The sequence below is a fragment of the Cryptosporangium phraense genome (assembly GCF_006912135.1).
GTDB lineage: Bacteria > Actinomycetota > Actinomycetes > Mycobacteriales > Cryptosporangiaceae > Cryptosporangium > Cryptosporangium phraense.
In genome coordinates this window covers 120,059-140,570 of record NZ_VIRS01000009.1, presented here as the reverse complement: position 1 = coordinate 140,570, position 20,512 = coordinate 120,059, and the positions used below count along the sequence as shown (strand labels likewise).

The window sequence follows — 20,512 nt, the reverse complement described above, 5'->3', positions numbered from 1 at the left end:
ACGCCACTGACACCAACGTACACACGAGTGCTACGGTCATGGCGTCGGGTCCCCGAGATCAGGCACAGTGGCGTGCATGACTGATGGGGACGAAACGCCGCCGGAGGGAGGCGCAATGAGCGCCGAGGCGATTTCGAGTCTGATGCACATTCCTCAGGGCGCATGGACCGCGGACGACCTGGACCGCGTGCCCGAGGAGGTCGGCCGCTGTGAAGTACTCGACGGAGTACTTATCGTGATGGCCCCCCAGCGGGACTTTCATTCGGCGGTGATGTGGCGACTGGCCGCTGCCCTCGACGGGTCCGCACCGGAGGGGTGGCGGATTCGCACCGAGATGACGGTTCGATTGGGCGGAAAGAGCCGGCCCGAGCCCGATCTGGTCGCTGTCGCACCTTCGGCCGTGCTCGGGCCCCAGCGGACGTGGTATCTGCCCACAGAAGTACCTCTGGTCGTCGAGATCGTATCGCCGGACTCCGAGCACCGCGACCGGGTGGCCAAACACCTCAAATATGCCCGGGCCGGCATTCCCCACTACTGGCGCATCGAGGAAGACCGGGGCGAGGCCGTAGTGCATGCCTTCGAGCTCGACGCCGCGGCCGGCTACTACGTGGAAACGGCCGTCGAGCGTCGTAAGTTGGTGCTCGAGCGGCCGTTTCCGATGACTATTGACGTCGACCGGCTGTATCCCTAGAGGGGCGTGACGTAGGCTCCGCTGATTCCGCCGTCTACCAGGAACTCACTGGCGGTGATGAAGCTCGAATCGTCGCTGGCCAGGAACGCCACCGCGGCGGCGATCTCGGTCGCGTCGGCGAAGCGACCCATCGGGATGTGCACCATCCGCCGCGCCGCCCGTTCCGGGTCCGACGCGAACAGCTCACGCAGCAACGGCGTATCGACCGGCCCGGGAGACAGCGCGTTCACCCGGATCCCCTCGCGCGCGAACTGCACGCCGAGCTCCCGCGACATCGCCAGCACCCCGCCCTTCGACGCGGTGTACGAGATCTGCGACGTCGCCGCCCCCATCCGCGCCACGAACGACGCGGTGTTGATGATCGACCCCTTGCCCTGGCGCTGCATCACCGGAATCTGCGCCTTGCAGCACAGGTACACCGAGGTCAGGTTGACCTCCTGCACCCGACGCCAGGCCTCCAGGCCGGTGCTCAGGATCGAGTCGTCGTCCGGCGGCGAGATCCCCGCGTTGTTGAACGCGATGTCCAACCGCCCGTACGTGTCGACGGCCGCCGCCACCATCGCGTCCACGTCGTCCGACGACGTCACATCGGTGCGCACGAAGATCCCGCCGGCCTCGGACGCCGCCGCCTTTCCGGCCACGTCGTCCACGTCCGCGACGACGACCCGCGCCCCCTCGGACGCGAACCGGCGCACGGTCGCCAGCCCGATACCGCTCCCCCCGCCGGTGACGATCGCCACCCGGTCAGCCAGCCGATCCATCTAGTCCTCCGTTGCGATGAACACGTTCTTGACCTCGGTGAACGCCGACAGCGCGTCCGGGCCGAGCTCGCGCCCCAGACCGGAGCGCTTGAACCCCCCGAACGGCGTGGAGTACCGCACCGAGGAGTGAGAGTTGACGCTCAGGTTGCCCGCCTCGACACCGCGCGCGACCCGCAGCGCCCGCCCGACGTCCCGCGTCCAGATCGACCCGGACAGCCCGTAGAGCGTGTCGTTCGCCATCCGCACCGCGTCCGCCTCGTCGTCGAACGGGAGCACCGCGACGACCGGGCCGAAGACCTCCTCGGTCACGATCCGGTCGGAAGGACCGGAGGGCAGCACGACGGTCGGCGGGAACCAGAACCCCGGGCCGGACGGCGCCTCGCCGGCGAACGCCACCGAGGCCGACGACACGAACCCGGCGACCCGGTCGCGCTGGCCGGCACTGATCAGCGGCCCCATCTCGGTGTCGGCGGCCGTCGGGTCGCCCACCCGCACGGCTTTCACGGCCGGCTCCAGCAACGAGAGGAACCGGTCGAACACCGACCGCTCGACCAGGATCCGCGACCGCGCGCAGCAGTCCTGACCCGCGTTGTCGAACACCCCGCCCGGGGCGGCCGCGGCCGCGCGTTCCAGGTCCGAATCCGCGAACACGATGTTCGCCGACTTCCCACCGAGCTCCAGCGTCACCCGCTTGACCGTGGCCGCGCACTTCTCCATGACGTGCTGCCCGACGGCAGTCGACCCGGTGAACACGATCTTCGCCACGTCGGGATGCGACAGGAGCCGCTCACCCACGACCCGCCCGGCCCCGGGCAGCACCGTGAAGACGCCCTCCGGGATCCCGGCCTCGAGCGCCAGCGCCGCGAGACGAACCGCGGTCAGCGGCGTCAGCTCGGCCGGCTTCAGAACGACCGTGTTCCCGGCCGCCAGCGCCGGCGCGAACCCCCAGCCCGCGATCGGCATCGGGAAGTTCCACGGCACGATGATGCCGACCACACCGAGCGGCTCGTGGAACGTGATGTCGACGCCACCGGCCACCGGGATCTGCTTCCCGAAGTTCCGCTCCGGCGCGGCCGCGTAATACTCGAGGACGTCCCGGACGTTCCCGGCCTCCCAGCGCGCCGAGCCGATCGGGTGCCCCGCGTTGCGCACCTCCAGCGAAGCCAGCTCCTCCAGATGCGAGTCGACGACGGACGCGAACCGGCGCAGCAGCCGCGCCCGGTCGGCCGGGGAGACGTCCCGCCAGGCCGGGTAGGCGGCCCGCGCCTTCGCGACCGCGTCGTCGGTCTCGGCGACCGACGCCAGCGAGACCGTGGCGACGACCTCCGCGGTCGCCGGGTTGATCACGTCGTGGGCGCCGACGGCGTCCAACGTGTTGGTGCTCAAAGGTGTTCTCCAGCGATCAGAGGCGCTCGAAGCCGCGGCGCAGCTCCCAGTCGGTGACGGCCGCGTCGAAGGCCTTCAGCTCGACGTCGGCCGCGTTCAGGTAGTGGTCGACGACGTCGTTGCCGAACGCGGTGCGGGCCAGGGACGACGACGCGAACGCCTCCCGGGCGGCCCGCAGCGTGGTGGGCACCCGCGGGGCGTCCGAGGTGTAGGCGTTGCCGACCAGCTCCGGCTCGAGTTCCAGCTCCTCCTCGACGCCGGCCAGCCCGGCCACGATCATCGCCGCCGACGCCAGGTACGGGTTGACGTCCGCGCCCGGCACCCGGTTCTCGAACCGCAGCCCGGACCCGTGCCCGACCACCCGCAGCGCGCACGTCCGGTTGTCGTGCCCCCAGGCGATCGCGGTCGGCGCGAACGACCCGTCCGCGTAGCGCTTGTACGAGTTGATGTTCGGCGCGAACAGCAGCGTCAGCTCGCGCAGGTACTTCAGCTGCCCGGCCAGGAACTGGTCGAACACCGCCGGGGAGTCCGCGAAGACCGGAGAACCGTCGGTGCCCCGCACCGACATGTGGATGTGGCACGAGTTGCCCTCGCGCTCGTTCACCTTGGCCATGAACGTAAGGCTCACGCCGTCCTGGGCCGCGATCTCCTTGGCGCCGTTCTTGTAGATGACGTGGTGGTCGCAGGCCGCGGTGACCTCGTCGTACAGGAACGCGATCTCGTGCTGCCCGGGGTTGCACTCGCCCTTGGCCGACTCGACGGTGAGGCCGGCGCCGGTCATCGCGAGCCGGATCCGGCGCAGTAACGGCTCGATCCGGGCCGTGCCGAGCAGCGAGTAGTCGACGTTGTACTGGTTCGCCGGGGTCAGGTTCCGGTAGCCGGCGTTCCAGGCCTCCTCGTACGAGTCCTTGTAGACGACGAACTCGAGCTCGGTGCCCGCGTACGCCTTCCAGCCGCGCTCGGCCAGCCGGTCGGCCTGCTTCCGCAGGATCTGCCGGGGCGACGCGACGACCGGCGTCCCGTCGAGCCACTCCAGGTCGGCGAGCACGCCGACGCTGCCGGGGTGCCACGGGATGCGGTGCAGCGTCGAGAAGTCGGGCTGGAGCACGAAGTCGCCGTAGCCGGTGGACCACGAGCTCATCGCGTAGCCGTCGACGGTGTTCATCTCGACGTCGACCGCGAGGAGGTAGTTGCAGCCCTCGGCCGCGTGCCCGACGACGTCGGACAGGAAGTACTCGGCGGAGAGCCGCTTCCCCTGCAGTCGGCCCTGCATGTCGGTGAACCCGAGGACCACCGTGTCGATGGTTCCGTCGGCGATCTCAATTCGGAGCTGCTCCAGGTCCAACCGGCCCGCCATGCCCACCTCCGGTTTTCGTACGTTGCTGCGCAACGTAGATCGTGTGGCGCCGCCGCGCAATGGTCTCCGCTCAGACCTTTTATTTACGCTATGCGGCGAACCACCGCAGGCGGGGTCAACGCAGGAAGCCGCGCAGCAGGGCCGCCGTGGCGTCGCAGTGCTCGCGCATGTGCCTCTCCGCGGCCGCCCCGTCGCCGCGCCCGATCGCGGCGACGATCTCGGCGTGCTGGGCGTCGGAGTGGGCGATGTTCGAGCGCAACACCGGGATCAGCTCCAGCAACCCGGAGAGCCGGGCCTGGACGTCGGCGACCGCGGCGATCAGCGGGGCGTTGCCGGTGACGCTGGCGATCGCGAGGTGGAAGCGCGAGTCGGCCCGCCGCCGGGCCGCGTCGTCGGGAGCGGCCGAGATGTCGGCCAGGTAACCGCGCAGCCCCTGAACGTCGGCGCACGAAGCCGCCAGCGCCGCCGCTCCCGGCTCGATGATCCGGCGGTAGTCCAGTGCATGGGTGAGCGACTCCCCCATCGACCGGGCGACGGTCTCGGCATCGTCCTCCGGCGGCGGCCGGTGACGCACGAACGTGCCGCCGCCCCGCCCCCGCCGGGACGTCACGAAGCCCGCGTCGGCCAGCGCTCCCAGCGCGTCGCGCAGCGTCATCCGGCTGACCCCGAGCATCGCGGCGAGCTCCCGCTCCGGAGGAAGCCGGTCGGTGACCGCACCCAGCCGGATGGCGGTGGCCAGCCGCTCGACGGTCACCTCGAACGGGTTCCCGTCCCGGACCGGCCGGAACAGCACCCGGGCGAGTTCCTCCGCCGGCTCAGCCCCCGTCGACACCTGGGATCCGGCCGTTGCGGAACGCGTCGACGAAGTGGCGGTGGTCGTCGCGGACCTGGCGGGCGTAGCCGAGCCCGAACGCCACCAGATCGGCCGCGAACTCCTCGTCCCGGTCGCCCACCGCGGCCACGATCGCGTCCTCGGTCTGGAACTTCACCAGGCTCTGCTCGCTGTCGGCGTCGGACACGCAGTGCACCTTGGCCACGGCCTGCCCGAGCTGGTCGAGCAACGGCATGATGTCGTCCGGCTCGTTGACGTCCGACCAGTCGATGTCGTTCTCGTACGGCGAGAGCTCCTGCACGACCTGGCCGACGCCGTCGATCTCGGTCCACCCGAGCCATGGGTCGGCGTGCGCCTGCAGTGCCCGCTGCGACACCACCGTGCGGTGCCCGTGGTGCTCGAAGTAGCTCTTGATGTCGGGGTCGGGCACGACCCGGCTCGGCGCGGCCACGTTGCCCTGCTTCATCGACAGCACGACGTCGTTCTCCAGCGCCTGCGTCGCGCCCTCGACCAGCAGGTTGTACGCGGGCAGCCCGGCCGAGCCGATGCCGAACCCGGACCGCCCGACCACGTCCTTGACGACGTAGCTCTGGACGTCTTTCCGCTTCCCCTCGGGGATCGTCTCCAGGTACTTCCGGAACGCCTTCTCCACCTTCGCTTTCTCGGAGTCGTCGAGCAGCCGCACGCCCGGGCCCTCCCGGAACACCCGGTCGGCTTCGCGGATCGTCGTCGTGCGCTGCAGCAGCGCGATCCGGGTCTGCATGCGCGAGTCGAGCAGCACGTCCCGGAGCACGCCGGTCGCGCTGTCCAGCGTCAGCCGGAACTCCTCGTCCCCGGTGTGCTCGGCGAAGCGTCGGACCGTGCGCAGGTAGGCGTCCGACACCGTGCGGATCATGCGCTCGATCGTGGCGTCCGACAACGCTTTACCGAAGCCGAGCAGAGCGAGGCTGGCCGCCAGACGCTGCAGGTCCCAGGTGTAGTGACCGACGTAGGCCTCGTCGTAGTCGTTGACGTCGAAGACCAGGACGCCGGAGCTGTCCATGTACGTGCCGAAGTTCTGGCAGTGCAGGTCGCCCTGGATCCAGACCCGACGGGTGCGCTCGTCGGTCCACGGGTCCTCGACGTCGATCCGCGGGTCGGTGACGTCGGCGTAGAAGATGCAGGCGCTGCCCCGGTAGAACGCGAACGGGTCGGCCGCCATCTTCCGGAACTTCGTGCGGAACGCGGCCGGCGCGGCCTCGATCAGCGGGTGGAACGTGTCGACGAGGATCTCGATGAGCTGGTCCGACCGCTCGTCGGCGTTCCGCGCGGCGATCGCGTCGATCAGTGCCGAGGCCGGAGTCTGTTGTGCCACGAAACGGAGGGTAGACGGTCCTAGCGACCCACCGCGTAGCCTTGCGCGCCGCGCGGGTTGGCGGCGGCACCCAGCCGGCCGGTCGCCGGGTCACGGCTCACCGACGAGAGCCGCCCGAGCGTCCAGTCGCCGGCCCGGGTGACGACGTGGCCCCGGGCCTCGAGTTCGTCGATGCCGGTCATCCGGTCTTCGACCACTGCGCCGCCCGGCGTCCACCAGCGCGGCCAGAAGCTGCCGGGAAAGCTCGTCGTGTGGAACGCCGGGGCCTCGATCGCCTGCTGCGGGGTCAGGCCGCCGGCCAGCACGCGCACGACGTAGGCCGCCTGCCACTGGTCCTGCTGGTCGCCACCGGGGGTGCCGAACGCGCTGACGACCTCGCCGTCCTTGACCAGCAGCGAGGGGGTGAGCGTGGTGCGGGGCCGTTTCCCGGGGCGCAGTGCGGAGGGACTCTTCGCGTCGAGCCAGCTCATCTGCAGGCGGGTGCCGAGCGCGAACCCGAGCTCCGGGATCGTCGGCGAGGACTGCAGCCACCCGCCGGACGGCGTCGCCGAGATCACGTTGCCCCAGCGGTCGACCACGTCGAGGTGACACGTGTCGCCGCGCACGGTGGGCTCGCCGGTGGTGCGGTCGAGGATCCGTTCTCCCTCGAGGAGCGGTGGCCGGTAGGTCGACGCTCCGCCGGGTCGGAACTCGGCCGAGGCCCGCTCGCCGATCAGCGTCCGCCGCTGTGCGGCGTAGGCCGGGCTCAGCAGCTCTCCGAGGTCGGCGTCCTCGCCGTAGTAGACATCGCGGTCGGCCAGCGCCAGCTTCAGCGCCTCCAGCACCCGGTGGACGCCTCCCGGCGTACCGAGGTCGAGTTCGACGTCGGTGAAACCGTCGAGGATCGCCAGCGTCTGGAGCAGCACCGGACCTTGCGACCAGGGGCCGGCCTTGAGCACCTCGTGGCCCCGGAACGAGCCGCGGACGGGTTCCTCGTAGCCGGGCTCCCAGGAGGCGAAGTCGTCGAGGCACAGCACCCCGGCGAAGTCGCCTCCGGACGAGTGCCGGTGCGGCGTGGTCACCGATTCACAGATCGCGGCCGCGACGAACCCGGCCCGCCATTGGCGCCGTACCGCGTCGATGCGCGCCTCGCGGCCGACCGCGCCGGGCCCGCGGGCGGCGTCGGAGAGGCGGGCGAGGGTGCGGGCCCAGGCCGGGTTGCGGAGCACCTCGCCGACGCCGGGCACCCGGCCGCCGGGCAGCCATAACGCCGCTGAGCTCGGCCAATGATCCCGGAACAGGTCCGCCGCACCGGCGATCGTCGCCACCTCGGCCGGCAGCAGCGCGTGCCCCTTCGACGCGTAGTGCTCGGCGAATTCGAGCACCTCCGGCACCTCCCAGGTGCCGTGGTCACGCAGTAGGACCAGCCAGGCGTCCACCGCTCCGGGCACGGCCGCGGCCAGGGCCCCGGCGCCCGGCACGAGGTCGAGGCCGAGCCGCCCGAAGTGCTCGATCGTGGCCGCGGCCGGGGCCGGCCCCTGCCCGGCCAGGGTCTTCGGGGCTCGTCCGGCCGGGGCGACGAGCGCGACGAGATCGCCGCCCGGCCCGTTCAGGTGCGGCTCGACGACATGCAGGACGAACGCCGCCGCCACGGCCGCGTCGAACGCGTTGCCCCCACGTTCGAGCACAGCCTGCCCGGACGCCGAAGCCAGCCAGTGCGTGGAGGCGCACATCCCGAACGAGCCGGTGAGATCCGGGCGCGCCTGCATCAGAGGGTCGTGATCCACCCGTGGGTGTCGTTCACCCGGCCGTGCTGGATGTCGAGCAGCGCGCTGCGCAGCTTCATCGTCACCTCGCCGGGCCCGCCGTCGGCGACCGCGAACTCGCCGTCGGTGCCCTTGACCGTCCCGACCGGCGTGATCACCGCGGCCGTGCCGCAGGCGAACGCCTCGGTCATCCGGCCGCTGGCCGCGGACTCCCGCCACTCGTCGGTGGAGATCTTCCGCACGTCGGTCTCCAGGCCCAGCTCCTGCGCCAGTTGCAGGATGCTGTCCCGGGTGACGCCGGGCAGCAGCGACCCGTTCAGCTCCGGGGTGACCAGCGTCGTGCCCTCGAAGACGAAGTACAGGTTCATCCCGCCCATCTCTTCGATGTACTTGTGCTCGGTCGCGTCGAGCCAGACCACCTGGTCACAGCCCTGCGCGGCCGCCTGGGCCTGGGCGACGAGGCTGGCCGCGTAGTTGCCAGCGCACTTGGCCTCGCCGGTGCCACCGGGCGCGGCCCGGGTGTAGTCGGTCGACAGCCAGACGCTCACCGGCTGGACCCCGCGCGGGAAGTACGCGCCGACCGGGGACGCGATCAGCACGTACAGGTACTCCAGGGCCGGGCGGACGCCCAGGTACGGGTCGGTCGCGAACATGAACGGCCGCAGGTAGAGGCTGGTCTCCGGGGCGCTCGGCACCCAGTTCTGGTCGCGCTCGACGAGCAGCCGGATCGACTCGAGGAACAGCTCCTCGGGGATCTCGGGCATCGCGAGCCGGGCCGCCGAGCGGTTGAACCGGCGGGCGTTCTGCTCCGGCCGGAACAGCCCGAGCGAGCCGTCGGGGTGCCGGTAGACCTTGAGGCCCTCGAAGATCTCCTGGCCGTAGTGGAGCGCGGACGTGGCCGGGTCGAGGCTGATCGGCCCGTACGGCTCGAGCCGGGCGTCGTACCAGCCCTTTCCCTCGGCGTAGCGGATCGTCACCATGTGGTCGGTGAAGATCCGGCCGAAGCCGGGGTCGGCCATCAGCGCGGCGCGCTCCTCGTCGCTGGCGGGCTTCGTGGCCGGGATGATCTCGAAGTCCAGGGTGCTGCTCATGGCGGTCCTTCCGCATCGCTGGGGTGGGCCTGACCACGAAGGGGGCCACACCCGAATTTACCGCCCGTTCGAGCGGCGGGGGTGGGTGCGGGCGCCAGAACGGCCGACCGAGCGTCGTCAGATACGACGAAGACCCGGGCGCCGTGTGGCGCCCGGGTCTTTCGGTACGACGGGGCTAGCTCACACGCGCGGCGATCCGGTCGCCTACCTCGCTGGTGCGTACGCCTGCGCCCGGTTCGCGCGCGGCCAGGTCGTCGGCCACCGCGGCCTCGACCTTGTCGGCCTCGTCGGTGTGGCCCAGGTGGTCGAGCAGCAGCGCGACCGACAGGATCGTCGCGGTGGGGTCGGCGATGCCCTTCCCGGTGATGTCCGGCGCCGAGCCGTGGACCGGCTCGAACATCGACGGGTACTCCTTCGTCGGGTTGATGTTGCCGCTGGCGGCCAGCCCGATGCCGCCGCTGATCGCGGCCGCGATGTCGGTGAGGATGTCCCCGAACAGGTTGTCGGTGACGACCACGTCGAACCGCTGCGGCTGCGTCACGAAGAACATGCTCGCCGCGTCGACGTGCTGGTACTCGGTGACGACGTCGGGGAACTCCTTGCCCACCTCGGTGAACGTCCTCGACCACAGGTTGCCGGCGTTGACCAGCACGTTCTGCTTGTGGACGAGCGTGAGGTGGCGGCGCGGGCGGCTCTGTGCGCGGCTGAAGGCGTCCCGGATCACGCGCTCGACGCCGCTGCGCGAGTTCAGGCTCTCCTCGGTCGCGACCTCGCGCGGAGTGCCCTTGGCCAGCACGCCACCGGCGCCGACGTAGAGGCCCTCGGTGCCCTCGCGGACGACGACGAAGTCGATGTCACCGGGCTTCACACCGGCCAGCGGGCTGGTGACGCCCTCGTAGAGCCGGGCCGGCCGCAGGTTGACGTAGTGGTCGAACGCGAACCGCAGCTTGAGCAGCAGCCCCCGCTCGAGGACGCCCGGCGGCACGCCCGGGTCGCCGACCGCACCCAGCAGGATCGCGTCGTGCCCGGCCAGCTCGTTCTGCACCGAGTCGGGCAGCACCTCGCCGGTGGCGTGGTAGCGGCGGGCACCCAGGTCGTAGTCGGTGGTCTCGACGCCCGGCAGGACCGCGTTCAGGACCTTCAGGCCCTCGGCCACCACCTCCGGACCGATGCCGTCGCCGCCGATGACCGCCAGGTTCGTCATGGGGACGAGCTTAGCGAAGCGTCCCATCTTCCGGTACACCGGTCCCGCTGCTCGGGACGGGCTCGACTTCGCTGAGGTCAACCGTGTTGGCGTCGTGCGCACCGATCGCGGCTGCGAGCCGCTGGAGCAGGTCGCCGGGCACCGCCTGGTCGACCGCGAGCGCCATCAGGCTGCGGCCACCCGACTCCGAGCGGGCCACCTGCATGCCGGCGATGTTGACGCCGGCGTCGCCGAGCAGCACCCCGAGCGTGCCGACCACGCCCGGGCGGTCGGCGTACTGCAGGAACAGCAGGTTTCCGTTCGGGACCAGGTCGATGTCGAACGCGTCGATGTTCGTCAGCTTCTGGACCCGCCGCTGGCCGGACAGCGTCCCGGAGACGCGCAGCGTGCGTCCGTCGGCCAGCACGCCGGAGACCGTCACCAGGTTGCGGTACTCCGGGCTCGCCGACTCCGTCGTCAGCCCGACCTCGACCCCGCGCTCCTTGGCCAGCAGCGGCGCGTTCACGAACGTCACCGACTCCTCGACGATGTCCGCGAACACCCCCTTGAGCGCGGCCAGCTCGAGCACGCTGACGTCGAACTCGGCGAGGTCGCCCCGGACGTCGACCGTGATCGACCGGGCCAGCCCGCTGGCCAGCGCGGTGAACACCCGGCCGAGCTTCTCGGCCAGCGGCAGCGACGGCCGGACCTCTTCCGCCACCACCCCTCCGGCCTGCACGTTCACGGCGTCCGGCACGAACTCGCCGTTCAGCGCCAGTCGGACGCTCCGCGCGACGGCGAGCCCGGCCTTGTCTTGCGCCTCCACCGTGGACGCCCCGAGGTGCGGGGTGGCCACGACGTTCTCCAGCGCGAACAGCGGCGAGTCGGTGCACGGTTCGGTCGCGTAGACGTCCAGGCCGGCGCCGGCTACGCGGCCTTCGGTGATCGCGTTGAACAGGGCCTGTTCGTCGACCAGCCCGCCCCGGGCGGCGTTCACGATGCGGACGGTCGGTTTGACGAGACGGAGCTCCTTCTCGCCGATCAGCCCGAGGGTCTCCGCGGTCTTCGGGAGGTGGATCGAGATGAAGTCGCTGTCGGCCAGCAGCTCCTCCAGGCTCACCAGCCGGACGCCGATCTGCGCGGCCCTGGTGGGCTGGACGTACGGGTCGTAGGCGATCAGACGGGTGCCGAACGCGGCCATGCGCTGGGCGAACAGCACGCCGATGCGGCCCAGCCCGACGATGCCGATCGTCTTGTCGGAGATCTCGACGCCGGTGAACTCGGAGCGCTGCCAGCGGCCGTCGCGCAGCGCCGCGTGGGCCGGGGCGATGTTGCGGGCGGTGGCCAGCAGCAGCGCGATCGCCTGCTCGGCCGCCGAGACGATGTTCGACGTCGGCGCGTTCACGACCATGACGCCCCGGGCCGTCGCCGCCGGGACGTCGACGTTGTCGAGTCCGACCCCGGCCCGCGCGACGACCTTGAGCCTCGGGGCGGCGGCCAGCGCTTCGGCGTCGATCTGAGTGGCGCTGCGGACCAGGACGGCGTCCGCTTCGGCCAGGGCCGGGAGCAGCGCGGCGCGGTCGGCGCCGTCGACGTGGCGGACCTCGAAGTCCCGGGCGAGGACGTCGAGCGCGGACGGTGCGAGTTCCTCGGCGACGAGGACCACTGGCTGAGGCACGTCGTTGTCCTTACCGGCGGAGAGTGCGGCATTCCGATACTAAGGAACGTGGCATCGCCGGACGGAGGTTCAGTTGTGAGTACCAACAGCGAGCAGCGCACCACGGGTAGCCGGGGATGGGCGGTCGCCGGGCTGCTCGGCGGGGCGCTGGCCCTCGGCTGGGCCGCCGTCGCGGTGGCGTTCCTGCTCACCGGCTCGGTGCCGTCGACGATCGGGGACGCGCTGGCGCTCGGCATCGTCGTCGTGGGCGTGCTGGTGCTCGCCGCGCTGAGCGCCGTCGGCGCCCGGGCCGCCTGGAAGTACGCCTACTACGACGAGCCCGACGAACCCCGCCGTCTGATGATCGCGAGCCTGTGCACGGTGGTAGTGGCGGGCTGGCCCGCCGTGGGCGCCCTCACCCAGGGTGTGGACGGCGTCCTGGACCCGGTGGGCGCCGGCGCCCTGGCCCTCACCGCCCTCGGCGGCGCCACGCTGATCGTGATGCACCGCGCCCGGAACACGTAACGGGGGCGCGGGCGAGCGCCCACACCCCCGTCAGCGGTAGCTCAGGCCGTCTCGGTGATGGGGCGGTCGACCCACGACATCATGTCGCGGAGCTTCTTGCCGGTGACCTCGATCGGGTCGGCGGCGTTCTCCTCGCGGAGCTTGGTGAAGTTCGGACGCCCGTTGTCGTCCTCGGCGATCCAGTTACGGGCGAACGTCCCGTCCTGGATCTCGGTGAGGACCTGCTTCATGGCCTTCTTGGTCTCGTCGGTGACGACCCGCGGCCCGGACACGTAACCGCCGTACTCGGCGGTGTCGCTGACCGAGTAGTTCATCCGCGCGATCCCACCCTCGTACATGAGGTCCACGATCAGCTTCAGCTCGTGGAGGCACTCGAAGTACGCGATCTCCGGCTGGTAACCGGCCTGGGTCAGCGTCTCGAACCCGGCCTTCACCAGCTCCTCCACGCCACCGCAGAGGACCGTCTGCTCGCCGAAGAGGTCGGTCTCGGTCTCTTCCTTGAACGTCGTCTTGATCGCGCCGGCGCGGGTGCCGCCGATGCCCTTCGCGTACGACAGCGCCAACTGCAGAGCGTTACCGGTCGAGTCCTGCTCGACCGCGACGAGCACCGGCACACCCTTGCCGTCGACGTACTGCCGACGCACGAGGTGACCCGGGCCCTTCGGCGCGATCATCGCGACGTCGATGTTCGCCGGCGGCTGGATCAGGTCGTACCGGATGTTGAAGCCGTGCCCGAACAGCAGCGCGTCGCCGTCCTTCAGGTTCGGGGCGATGTCGTTCGCGTAGATCGTGCGCTGCGCGGTGTCGGGCGCGAGCACCATGATCACGTCCGCCTCGGCGCTGGCCTCGGCCGGAGTGACGACGCGCAGACCGGCCTCCTCCGCCTTCGGGCGGCTCTTGGAGCCCTCCGGCAGGCCGACGCGGACGTCGACGCCGGAGTCACGCAGGCTGAGCGCGTGGGCGTGACCCTGGCTGCCGTAACCGAGCACGGCGACCTTACGGCCCTGGATGATCGACAGGTCCGCGTCGTCGTCGTAGAAGAGCTCGGCGCGGAGGTTTTCAGAGGCCATGACTAGTACTTCGTCCTTCCGTAGTGAGATCAAGCGCTGCGTTCGACGCTACGCAATGCAACTGAGGGTGCTGCGATCGACCTGGGTCCCCGGCCGATCGCGACCATTCCGGACTGCACCAGTTCCTTGATGCCGTACGGCTCGAGCACCCGGACGAGCGCCTCGAGCTTCTCCGCGGTGCCGGTCGCCTCGACGGTCACCGAGTCGGTGGAGACGTCCACCACGTGGGCCCGGAACAGCTCGACGGTCTCCAGCACGTGCGAACGGGTCTGCGGGTCGGTGCGGACCTTGCACAGCATCAGCTCGCGCTGCACCGACACCGCGGTGTCGAGCTCGACGATCTTGATCACGTTGACCAGCTTGTTCAGCTGCTTGGTGACCTGTTCGAGGGCCAGCCCCTCCACCGTCACGACGACGGTCATCCGGGAGATGTCGGGGTGCTCGGTCGGCCCGACCGCGAGCGAGTGGATGTTGAACCCGCGCCGGCTGAACAGGCCGGACACCCGGGCGAGAACACCCGGCTTGTTCTCGACCAGAACCGACAGCGTGTGCTTGCTCATCGTCAGTGTCTCTCTCGATCAGGTCTGGTCCTCGCCCCACACGGGGCGGACATCACGGGCGGCCTGGATGTCGTCGTTGCTGGCCCCGGCCGCGACCATCGGCCACACCATCGCGTCGGCCCCGACCACGAAGTCGACGACGACCGGCTGGTCGTTGATCTCCATCGCCTTCTCGATCGTCGCGTCGACGTCGCCCGCGGTCTCGCAGCGCAGTCCGACGCAGCCGAGCGCGTCGGCCAGCTTCACGAAGTCGGGCACGCGCTGCTTGTGGGTCTTCAGGTCGGTGTTGGAGTAGCGCTGCTCGTAGAACAGCGTCTGCCACTGCCGGACCATGCCGAGGTTGCCGTTGTTGATGATGGCGACCTTGATCGGGATGCCCTCCAGGGCGCAGGTGGCCAGTTCCTGATTGGTCATCTGGAAGCAGCCGTCGCCGTCGATCGCCCACACGGTGGTGTCGGGCTTACCGACCTTGGCGCCCATGGCGGCGGGGACGGCGTATCCCATCGTCCCCGCGCCGCCGGAGTTCAGCCAGGTGTACGGGTTCTCGTACGAGATGAACTGGCTGGCCCACATCTGGTGCTGGCCGACACCCGCGGCGAAGATCGTCTCCGGTCCGGAGATCTTCCCCAGCCGCTCGATGACGTACTGGGGTGCCAGCGTGCCATCGGCCTGCTCCTCGTAACCCAGCGGGTAGCGGTCACGGGTGGAGTTCAACTGCGCCCACCAGGGCTCCAGGTCGGCGCGGTGGCCGGCCTGGGCCTCGGCCTGCAGCGCGACGACCAGCTCGGCGATCACCTCGCGGGCGTCGCCGACGATCGGCACGTCCGCGGTGCGGTTCTTGCTGATCTCGGCCGGGTCGATGTCGGCGTGGACGATCACCGCGTGCGGGGCGAAGCTGTCGAGGTTGCCGGTCACCCGGTCGTCGAACCGGGCGCCCAGCGCGACGATCAGGTCGGCCTTCTGCAGCGCCTGCACCGCGGCGACGGTGCCGTGCATGCCCGGCATCCCGAGGTTCTGCCGGTGGCTGTCGGGGAACGCGCCCCGCGCCATCAGCGTCGTGACGACCGGCGCGCCGGACAGCTCGGCCAGTACCTTCAGCTCGGCCGAGGCCCGGGCCTTCAGCACGCCGCCGCCCACGTAGAGCACCGGGCGCTTCGACGTGGTCAGCAGCCGCGCGGCCTCGCGCACCTGCTTGCCGTGCGGGTGGACGGTCGGCCGGTAGCCGGGCAGGTTCAGCTGCGGCGGCCAGGTGAACCGGGTCATCGCCTGCTGGACGTCCTTGGGCACGTCGACCAGGACCGGGCCGGGGCGACCGGTGGAGGCCAGGTGGAACGCCTCGGCGATCGTCTGGGGGATCTCTTCGGGGTGCTTGACCAGGAAGTTGTGCTTGGTGATCGGCAGCGTGATGCCGCAGATGTCGGCTTCCTGGAACGCGTCCGTGCCGATCATCGGGGTGCTGACCTGGCCGGTGATCGCGACGATCGGCACCGAGTCCATGTACGCGTCGGCGATCGCGGTGACCAGGTTCGTCGCGCCCGGGCCGGACGTCGCCATGCAGACGCCGACCTTGCCGGTGGCCTGCGCGTATCCCTCGGCCGCGTGGCCCGCGCCCTGCTCGTGACGGGTCAGGATGTGCCGGACGCCCTGCGCGTCGTAGAGCGGGTCGTAGGTGGGGAGAATGGTGCCGCCCGGGATACCGAAGACCACCTCGGCGCCGACCGCCTCGAGCGAGCGGACGAGCGACTGGGCACCCGTGACCGATTCGTGGGCCGGTGGGGTGGCTGGTGCATTCATGGCAGGCCTCTTCGTGTAGCGGTGACGCGGTCTCGAGTTCTCGGGCAACAAAAAACCCCTCGTGCCTGCGGCACGGGGGGTGAGCGCGTCGATGTGGTGCGGTGTCGACGCGCTAGCTGAGTACGAGAATCAGGGTGGATCGCACGATGGTCACGCTATGCCGCTTCCCACCCCCCGTCAAACCCATCCCACTCTGTGGTCTGCGCGCCGAGCGGCGGGGCCGCTGCCCGGCTGGGCGGCCCCGCGTCGGTCACTCGTAGTGATAGCGGCATTCGGCGATGCGGACGTCCTCGTCGACGACTTTGTAGACCAGTCGATGCTCGAGCGTGATTCGGCGAGCCCAGTACCCGTGGCGCTCGTACTTCAGCGGCTCGGGCTTACCGATCCCGTCGTTGCCGTTACGCAGGATGTCCTGCAGGAGCAGGTTGATCCGGTTGACGACCTTCCGGTCGTGCGACTGCCACCAGACGTACTCGTCCCACGCACGCGTGCTCCAGACGAGCTTCATTCGATGATGTCCCGGACGATGCCGCCGCCGCCCTCGAGCTCTTCGATCGACTCGATCAAGTGACGGGCGTTGGCGGGGTTGCGGAACAGGTAGAGCGTTTCCTTCATGGACTCGTACTCGTCCAAGGGGACGATGACTACTGGGTCGTGCCCAGAGCGGGTGATCACGATTTCCTCTCGGTCGTTGATCACGGCGTCGAGCACCTCGGCGTACCGCGCGCGTGACTCGGAGTAGGACATGGTGCGCATGAGGGACCTCCGGCGTTGCAATACGACTTGTACAAAAAATTGTACGTCGCTCCCGCCGGTCGCCTCAACATATACACACGTACACTTCAGTGGCAAGCGCAAAAGAGGGCCGCCCGTCGCCGGGCGGCCCTCTCAGGTACTACGGCTCAACCGCAGACGGCGCCGTTGGCGGCGCTTCCGACGAGCTTGGCGTACTTGGCCAGGACTCCGGTCTCGTAGGCCGGCGGCAGCGGCTTCCACTGCGCCCGGCGGCGCTCGAGCTCCGCGTCATCCACCAGCAGGTCGAGCGTCTGGGCGTTCAGATCCAACCGGATCCGGTCGCCCTCCTGCACCAGCGCGATCGGCCCGCCGTGCGCGGCCTCGGGGGCGACGTGCCCGATGCACGGGCCGGTCGTCCCGCCCGAGAAGCGGCCGTCCGTCAGCAGCAGCACGTCCTTGCCGAGGCCGGCACCCTTGATCGCCCCGGTCACCGCGAGCATCTCGCGCATCCCCGGCCCACCCTTCGGCCCCTCGTTCCGGATCACGATCACGTCGCCCTTGTTCAGCGTGTTGTGCGTGACCGCGTCCATCGCGCCCTGCTCGCCGTCGAAGACGCGCGCGGTGCCCTCGAAGACGTCGTACTCGATGCCGGCCGACTTCAGCACGGCCCCGTCCGGGGCCAGCGAGCCGCGCAGCACGGTGATGCCACCGACCGGGTGGATCGGGTTGTTCATCGCGTGGATGATCTTGCCGTCCGGGTCCGGCGGCGCGATGTCGGCGAGGTTCTCGGCCAGCGTCTTCCCGGTCACGGTCAGGCAGTCACCGTGCAGCAGGCCGGCGTCGAGCAGCGCCTTCATGACGACCGGCACGCCACCGATCTCGTCAACGTCGGTCATCACGTACTGACCGAACGGCTTCACGTCGGCCAGGTGCGGGGTCCGGTGGCCGATGCGGTTGAAGTCTTCCAGAGTGATGTCGACGCGCGCCTCGTGGGCGATCGCCATCAGGTGCAGCACCGCGTTCGTCGAACCGCCCAGGGCCTGCACGACCGTGATCGCGTTCTCGAACGCCTCGCGAGTCATGATCTGCCGCGCGGTGATCCCCCGCTTGATCAGGTTGATCACGGCCTCGCCGGACTTCACCGCGTACGAATCCCGGCGACGGTCCGGCGCCGGCGGCGCGGCCGACCCCGGCAGCGACATCCCCAGCGCCTCCGCGGCCGACGCCATCGTGTTGGCCGTGTACATGCCACCGCACGCGCCCTCACCGGGGCAGATCGCGCGCTCGACCCGGTCGACCTCCTCCCGGGTGATCAGGCCCCGGGCGCACGCCCCGACGGCCTCGAACGCGTCGATCACGGTGACGGTCCGGCCGTCGAGCTTGCCCGGCAGCGTCGACCCCGCGTACAGGAACACCGACGCGAGGTCGAGGCGCGCCGCGGCCATCAGCATGCCGGGCAGCGACTTGTCGCAGCCGGCCAGCAGCACGCTGCCGTCGAGCCGCTCGGCCTGCATCACGACCTCGACCGAGTCGGCGATGACCTCGCGGCTGACCAGCGAGTAGTGCATGCCGACGTGTCCCATCGAGATGCCGTCGGACACCGAGATCGTGCCGAACTCCATCGGGAAGCCGTCGGCGGCGCGCACGCCCTCCTTGGCCGCCTTGGCCAGCCGGTCCAGCGAGAGGTTGCAGGGGGTGATCTCGTTCCACGACGAGGCGACGCCGATCTGCGGCTTGGCGAAGTCCTCGTCCTTCATGCCGACCGCGCGGAGCATGCCGCGGGCGGCGGCCTTCTCCAGCCCGTCGGTCACGTCGGTGCTGCGTGGTTTCAGTGGGTGATCCTGGGTCATTCGGCTTCCTCGGCAGGGCCCTCCGGACGTGGAGGGCGCGGGTGAAGCGGGCAGCCGGCCGGGCCGACCGTCCGCCGCGGGGAGCGTCCCGAGGCCGGGCCGCGGTGGCGGCAGGGCACCGAGAGGGGTGCCGTCGGTCCGGGGCGGGAAGGCGGCGCGGTGACCCGAGCCTACGCCGCCGCCCGGGCACGCGACCTGCGACACTGGGATGCGTGACCACCCACTCCCCGGCCCGCCCGGTCCGCGTCCGCTTCCGGCAGAGCTTCGCCACGGTCGCCGCGGTCCTCGTGCTGGCGATCGGCGCGTTCACGATCGCCGGTCAGGCCTGGGTGTACGCCCCGATCATGCTGGTCCCGATCGCCGCGCTCTGGTGGACGGTCCGCACCGGCGTCGATGTCGACGCCGAGCACCTGACGGTCCGCGGCGCGCTGCGTACCCGCCGTTTCCCGTGGAACGACGTCGAGGGCTTCGTGTCGATCCGCGGCCGGGTGTCGGCCCAGCTCACCGAGGCCGCCGGCGGCGGCCTGGTCCGGCTTCCCGCCGTCACCCCGTCGACGCTCCCCCGCCTGCTGGAGGGCGTGAACCTGGCCCGTACTCCGGTGGACGCTCAGGAAGTCGTGCCCGACGCGTGACCGACGACGCTGGGGGTCGCCGGTTAGGCTCGTTGGCATGCCCGGGCCTACACGGACGCTGGTCGCACTCGCGACGGCGCTGACCCTCGCGCTGACCGGCTGTTCGTTCGGTGCCCCCGATGAGACCGACCAGGGCCAGCCGCCGAACCTGCCCACTCCCAGCGCGTCACCCACGACGCCGGGCGGGTCGGCCGAGGACGACGGGGTCGGCGTCCAGGTCCTGGTGAAGAACCTGCAGGTGCCGTGGGGCCTGGCGTTCCTGCCCGACGGGAACGCGCTGGTCACCGAGCGGGACACCCGTCGCATCCTGCAGGTCACCCCGGGCGGCCGCTCGACGCCGGTGCAGACGATCGAGGACGCGTACTCCGGCGGCGAGGGCGGGCTGCTCGGCATCGCGGTGTCGCCGAAGTACGCGACCGACAAGACCGCGTACATCTACTACACGACCCGCACCGACAACCGGATCGCCAAGCTGGTGCTGGGCCAGCCGCCGGTGCCGATCGTGACCGGCATCCCGGTCTCCGGCATCCACAACGGCGGCCGCCTCGCCTTCGGCCCGGACGGCTACCTCTACGCGGGCACCGGCGACGCGTCCCAGCGCGGCCGTGCGCAGGACGTCAAGAGCCTCGGCGGGAAGATCCTGCGGATGACGACGGCGGGCAAGCCGGCCCCGGGCAACCCGTACCCGAACTCGTTGGTCTGGTCGCGGGGCCACCGCAACGTCCAGGGCCTGGCCTGGGACTCGCAGAAGCGCCTGTACGCCACCGAGTTCGGCCAGAACCAGTGGGACGAGGTCAACCTGATCACCAAGGGCGGCAACTACGGCTGGCCGACGGTGGAGGGCAAGAGCACCGACAAGCGCTACACGAATCCGCTGGTCACCTGGAGCACCGACGAGGCGTCCCCGAGCGGCGCGGCGATCGTCGGGAACAACCTGCTGGTCGCCGCGCTGAAGGGCCAGCGGATCTGGGTCGTGCCGCTGGACGCCGACACCGGCAAGGTCAAGGGCGAGCCCCGGCCGCTGCTGCAGGACCGGTACGGGCGGCTGCGCACGATCATGTCGGCGCCGGACGGCTCGGTCTGGGTCACCACGTCCAACCGGGACGGCCGGGGCAAACCGAGCGTGGACGACGACCGGATCCTGCGCATCATCCCGCCCGGCGCCAGCGGCGTGGATGTGCTGTAGGCGTTAGTGGACCGACAACTTCGGCAATGAGATTCCTTCGTGGCCTCTGATTCGATTCCGAACCCCTCCGGCGACGGCTCCGCCGCCGAGGACGCGTCCGGCA

At 70.5% G+C, this 20,512-nt stretch carries 19 protein-coding genes; 4 read left to right on the top strand and 15 right to left on the bottom strand.

Features of this window, described 5'->3' with window-relative positions:
- The first annotated feature begins 115 nt into the window (after nucleotides 1-115).
- Entirely contained in the window at nucleotides 116-691 is a 576-nt protein-coding gene (locus FL583_RS14940) for a Uma2 family endonuclease (RefSeq protein ID WP_205752150.1), read from the top strand.
- Here FL583_RS14940 and FL583_RS14935 read toward each other — a convergent pair.
- From FL583_RS14935 to serA, 9 genes are all read right to left on the bottom strand, one after another.
- Nucleotides 688-1,452, bottom strand: a complete 765-nt coding sequence (locus FL583_RS14935) for a 3-oxoacyl-ACP reductase (protein ID WP_142705228.1) — start codon at nucleotides 1,450-1,452, stop codon at nucleotides 688-690. The two genes, FL583_RS14940 and FL583_RS14935, sit on opposite strands and share 4 nt — an antisense overlap.
- Entirely contained in the window at nucleotides 1,453-2,838 is a 1,386-nt protein-coding gene (locus FL583_RS14930) for an aldehyde dehydrogenase family protein (RefSeq protein WP_240746693.1), read from the bottom strand.
- Between the two features lie 16 nt (nucleotides 2,839-2,854).
- Nucleotides 2,855-4,195 (bottom strand): glutamine synthetase family protein, encoded by a 1,341-nt coding sequence (locus FL583_RS14925; RefSeq protein ID WP_142705227.1) that lies wholly within the window; start codon nucleotides 4,193-4,195, stop codon nucleotides 2,855-2,857.
- Between the two features lie 115 nt (nucleotides 4,196-4,310).
- Nucleotides 4,311-5,027: a FadR/GntR family transcriptional regulator gene (locus tag FL583_RS14920; protein WP_170323653.1), complete on the bottom strand. Its 717-nt coding sequence runs from the start codon at nucleotides 5,025-5,027 to the stop codon at nucleotides 4,311-4,313.
- On the bottom strand, nucleotides 5,011-6,354 hold the full coding sequence (locus FL583_RS14915) for a DUF2252 domain-containing protein (protein WP_142705373.1): 1,344 nt from the start codon (nucleotides 6,352-6,354) through the stop codon (nucleotides 5,011-5,013). The genes FL583_RS14920 and FL583_RS14915 overlap by 17 nt, the downstream gene beginning before the upstream one ends.
- A 47-nt stretch (nucleotides 6,355-6,401) precedes the next feature.
- Nucleotides 6,402-8,129: a gamma-glutamyltransferase family protein gene (locus FL583_RS14910; protein WP_142705372.1), complete on the bottom strand. Its 1,728-nt coding sequence runs from the start codon at nucleotides 8,127-8,129 to the stop codon at nucleotides 6,402-6,404.
- The gene (locus FL583_RS14905; RefSeq protein ID WP_142705226.1) at nucleotides 8,129-9,217 is read right to left on the bottom strand and encodes a branched-chain amino acid aminotransferase; all 1,089 of its coding nucleotides are present in this window, start codon (nucleotides 9,215-9,217) and stop codon (nucleotides 8,129-8,131) included. Before FL583_RS14905 ends, FL583_RS14910 begins: the two co-directional genes overlap by 1 nt.
- Nucleotides 9,218-9,392: 175 nt before the next feature.
- The gene (locus FL583_RS14900) at nucleotides 9,393-10,421 is read right to left on the bottom strand and encodes a 3-isopropylmalate dehydrogenase (protein WP_142705225.1); all 1,029 of its coding nucleotides are present in this window, start codon (nucleotides 10,419-10,421) and stop codon (nucleotides 9,393-9,395) included.
- A 10-nt stretch (nucleotides 10,422-10,431) separates the two neighbouring features.
- Nucleotides 10,432-12,078 (bottom strand): phosphoglycerate dehydrogenase, encoded by a 1,647-nt coding sequence (gene serA / locus FL583_RS14895; protein WP_142705224.1) that lies wholly within the window; start codon nucleotides 12,076-12,078, stop codon nucleotides 10,432-10,434.
- A 75-nt stretch (nucleotides 12,079-12,153) separates the two neighbouring features.
- Here serA and FL583_RS14890 point away from each other — a divergent pair, with 75 nt between their 5' ends.
- Entirely contained in the window at nucleotides 12,154-12,582 is a 429-nt protein-coding gene (locus FL583_RS14890; protein WP_142705223.1) for a hypothetical protein, read from the top strand.
- A gap of 41 nt (nucleotides 12,583-12,623) precedes the next feature.
- Here FL583_RS14890 and ilvC read toward each other — a convergent pair whose 3' ends face one another.
- The 6 genes from ilvC to ilvD form a co-directional block, all read right to left on the bottom strand.
- Nucleotides 12,624-13,652, bottom strand: a complete 1,029-nt coding sequence (gene ilvC, locus FL583_RS14885; RefSeq protein ID WP_142705222.1) for a ketol-acid reductoisomerase — start codon at nucleotides 13,650-13,652, stop codon at nucleotides 12,624-12,626.
- Between the two features lie 29 nt (nucleotides 13,653-13,681).
- Entirely contained in the window at nucleotides 13,682-14,212 is a 531-nt protein-coding gene (ilvN, locus tag FL583_RS14880; protein WP_142705221.1) for an acetolactate synthase small subunit, read from the bottom strand.
- 18 nt (nucleotides 14,213-14,230) lie between these two features.
- On the bottom strand, nucleotides 14,231-16,006 hold the full coding sequence (locus FL583_RS14875) for an acetolactate synthase large subunit (RefSeq protein WP_142705220.1): 1,776 nt from the start codon (nucleotides 16,004-16,006) through the stop codon (nucleotides 14,231-14,233).
- Between the two features lie 250 nt (nucleotides 16,007-16,256).
- Nucleotides 16,257-16,514, bottom strand: a complete 258-nt coding sequence (locus tag FL583_RS14870) for a Txe/YoeB family addiction module toxin (protein ID WP_142705219.1) — start codon at nucleotides 16,512-16,514, stop codon at nucleotides 16,257-16,259.
- Nucleotides 16,511-16,762, bottom strand: coding sequence for a type II toxin-antitoxin system Phd/YefM family antitoxin (locus FL583_RS14865; RefSeq protein ID WP_142705218.1), 252 nt, complete (start codon nucleotides 16,760-16,762; stop codon nucleotides 16,511-16,513). The genes FL583_RS14870 and FL583_RS14865 overlap by 4 nt, the downstream gene beginning before the upstream one ends.
- A gap of 146 nt (nucleotides 16,763-16,908) precedes the next feature.
- The gene (gene ilvD, locus FL583_RS14860; RefSeq protein WP_142705217.1) at nucleotides 16,909-18,591 is read right to left on the bottom strand and encodes a dihydroxy-acid dehydratase; all 1,683 of its coding nucleotides are present in this window, start codon (nucleotides 18,589-18,591) and stop codon (nucleotides 16,909-16,911) included.
- 212 nt (nucleotides 18,592-18,803) lie between these two features.
- Here ilvD and FL583_RS14855 point away from each other — a divergent pair, with 212 nt between their 5' ends.
- Together FL583_RS14855 and FL583_RS14850 are read left to right on the top strand one after the other, a co-directional pair.
- On the top strand, nucleotides 18,804-19,223 hold the full coding sequence (locus FL583_RS14855) for a PH domain-containing protein (protein ID WP_142705216.1): 420 nt from the start codon (nucleotides 18,804-18,806) through the stop codon (nucleotides 19,221-19,223).
- Between the two features lie 37 nt (nucleotides 19,224-19,260).
- The gene (locus FL583_RS14850) at nucleotides 19,261-20,409 is read left to right on the top strand and encodes a PQQ-dependent sugar dehydrogenase (protein ID WP_142705215.1); all 1,149 of its coding nucleotides are present in this window, start codon (nucleotides 19,261-19,263) and stop codon (nucleotides 20,407-20,409) included.
- The last annotated feature ends 103 nt before the right edge of the window (nucleotides 20,410-20,512 follow it).

Excerpts from the sequence above, each read along its gene's own strand:
- FL583_RS14940 (WP_205752150.1), top strand. The coding sequence starts at position 116 with ATGAGCGCCGAGGCGATTTCGAGTCTGATGCACATTCCTCAGGGCGCA.
- FL583_RS14935 (WP_142705228.1), bottom strand. The coding sequence starts at position 1,452 with ATGGATCGGCTGGCTGACCGGGTGGCGATCGTCACCGGCGGGGGGAGC.
- FL583_RS14925 (WP_142705227.1), bottom strand. The coding sequence starts at position 4,195 with ATGGCGGGCCGGTTGGACCTGGAGCAGCTCCGAATTGAGATCGCCGAC.
- FL583_RS14910 (WP_142705372.1), bottom strand. The coding sequence starts at position 8,129 with ATGCAGGCGCGCCCGGATCTCACCGGCTCGTTCGGGATGTGCGCCTCC.
- FL583_RS14905 (WP_142705226.1), bottom strand. The coding sequence starts at position 9,217 with ATGAGCAGCACCCTGGACTTCGAGATCATCCCGGCCACGAAGCCCGCC.
- FL583_RS14900 (WP_142705225.1), bottom strand. The coding sequence starts at position 10,421 with ATGACGAACCTGGCGGTCATCGGCGGCGACGGCATCGGTCCGGAGGTG.
- ilvC (WP_142705222.1), bottom strand. The coding sequence starts at position 13,652 with ATGGCCTCTGAAAACCTCCGCGCCGAGCTCTTCTACGACGACGACGCG.
- ilvN (WP_142705221.1), bottom strand. The coding sequence starts at position 14,212 with ATGAGCAAGCACACGCTGTCGGTTCTGGTCGAGAACAAGCCGGGTGTT.
- FL583_RS14875 (WP_142705220.1), bottom strand. The coding sequence starts at position 16,006 with ATGAATGCACCAGCCACCCCACCGGCCCACGAATCGGTCACGGGTGCC.
- FL583_RS14870 (WP_142705219.1), bottom strand. The coding sequence starts at position 16,514 with ATGAAGCTCGTCTGGAGCACGCGTGCGTGGGACGAGTACGTCTGGTGG.
- FL583_RS14865 (WP_142705218.1), bottom strand. The coding sequence starts at position 16,762 with ATGCGCACCATGTCCTACTCCGAGTCACGCGCGCGGTACGCCGAGGTG.
- ilvD (WP_142705217.1), bottom strand. The coding sequence starts at position 18,591 with ATGACCCAGGATCACCCACTGAAACCACGCAGCACCGACGTGACCGAC.
- FL583_RS14850 (WP_142705215.1), top strand. The coding sequence starts at position 19,261 with ATGCCCGGGCCTACACGGACGCTGGTCGCACTCGCGACGGCGCTGACC.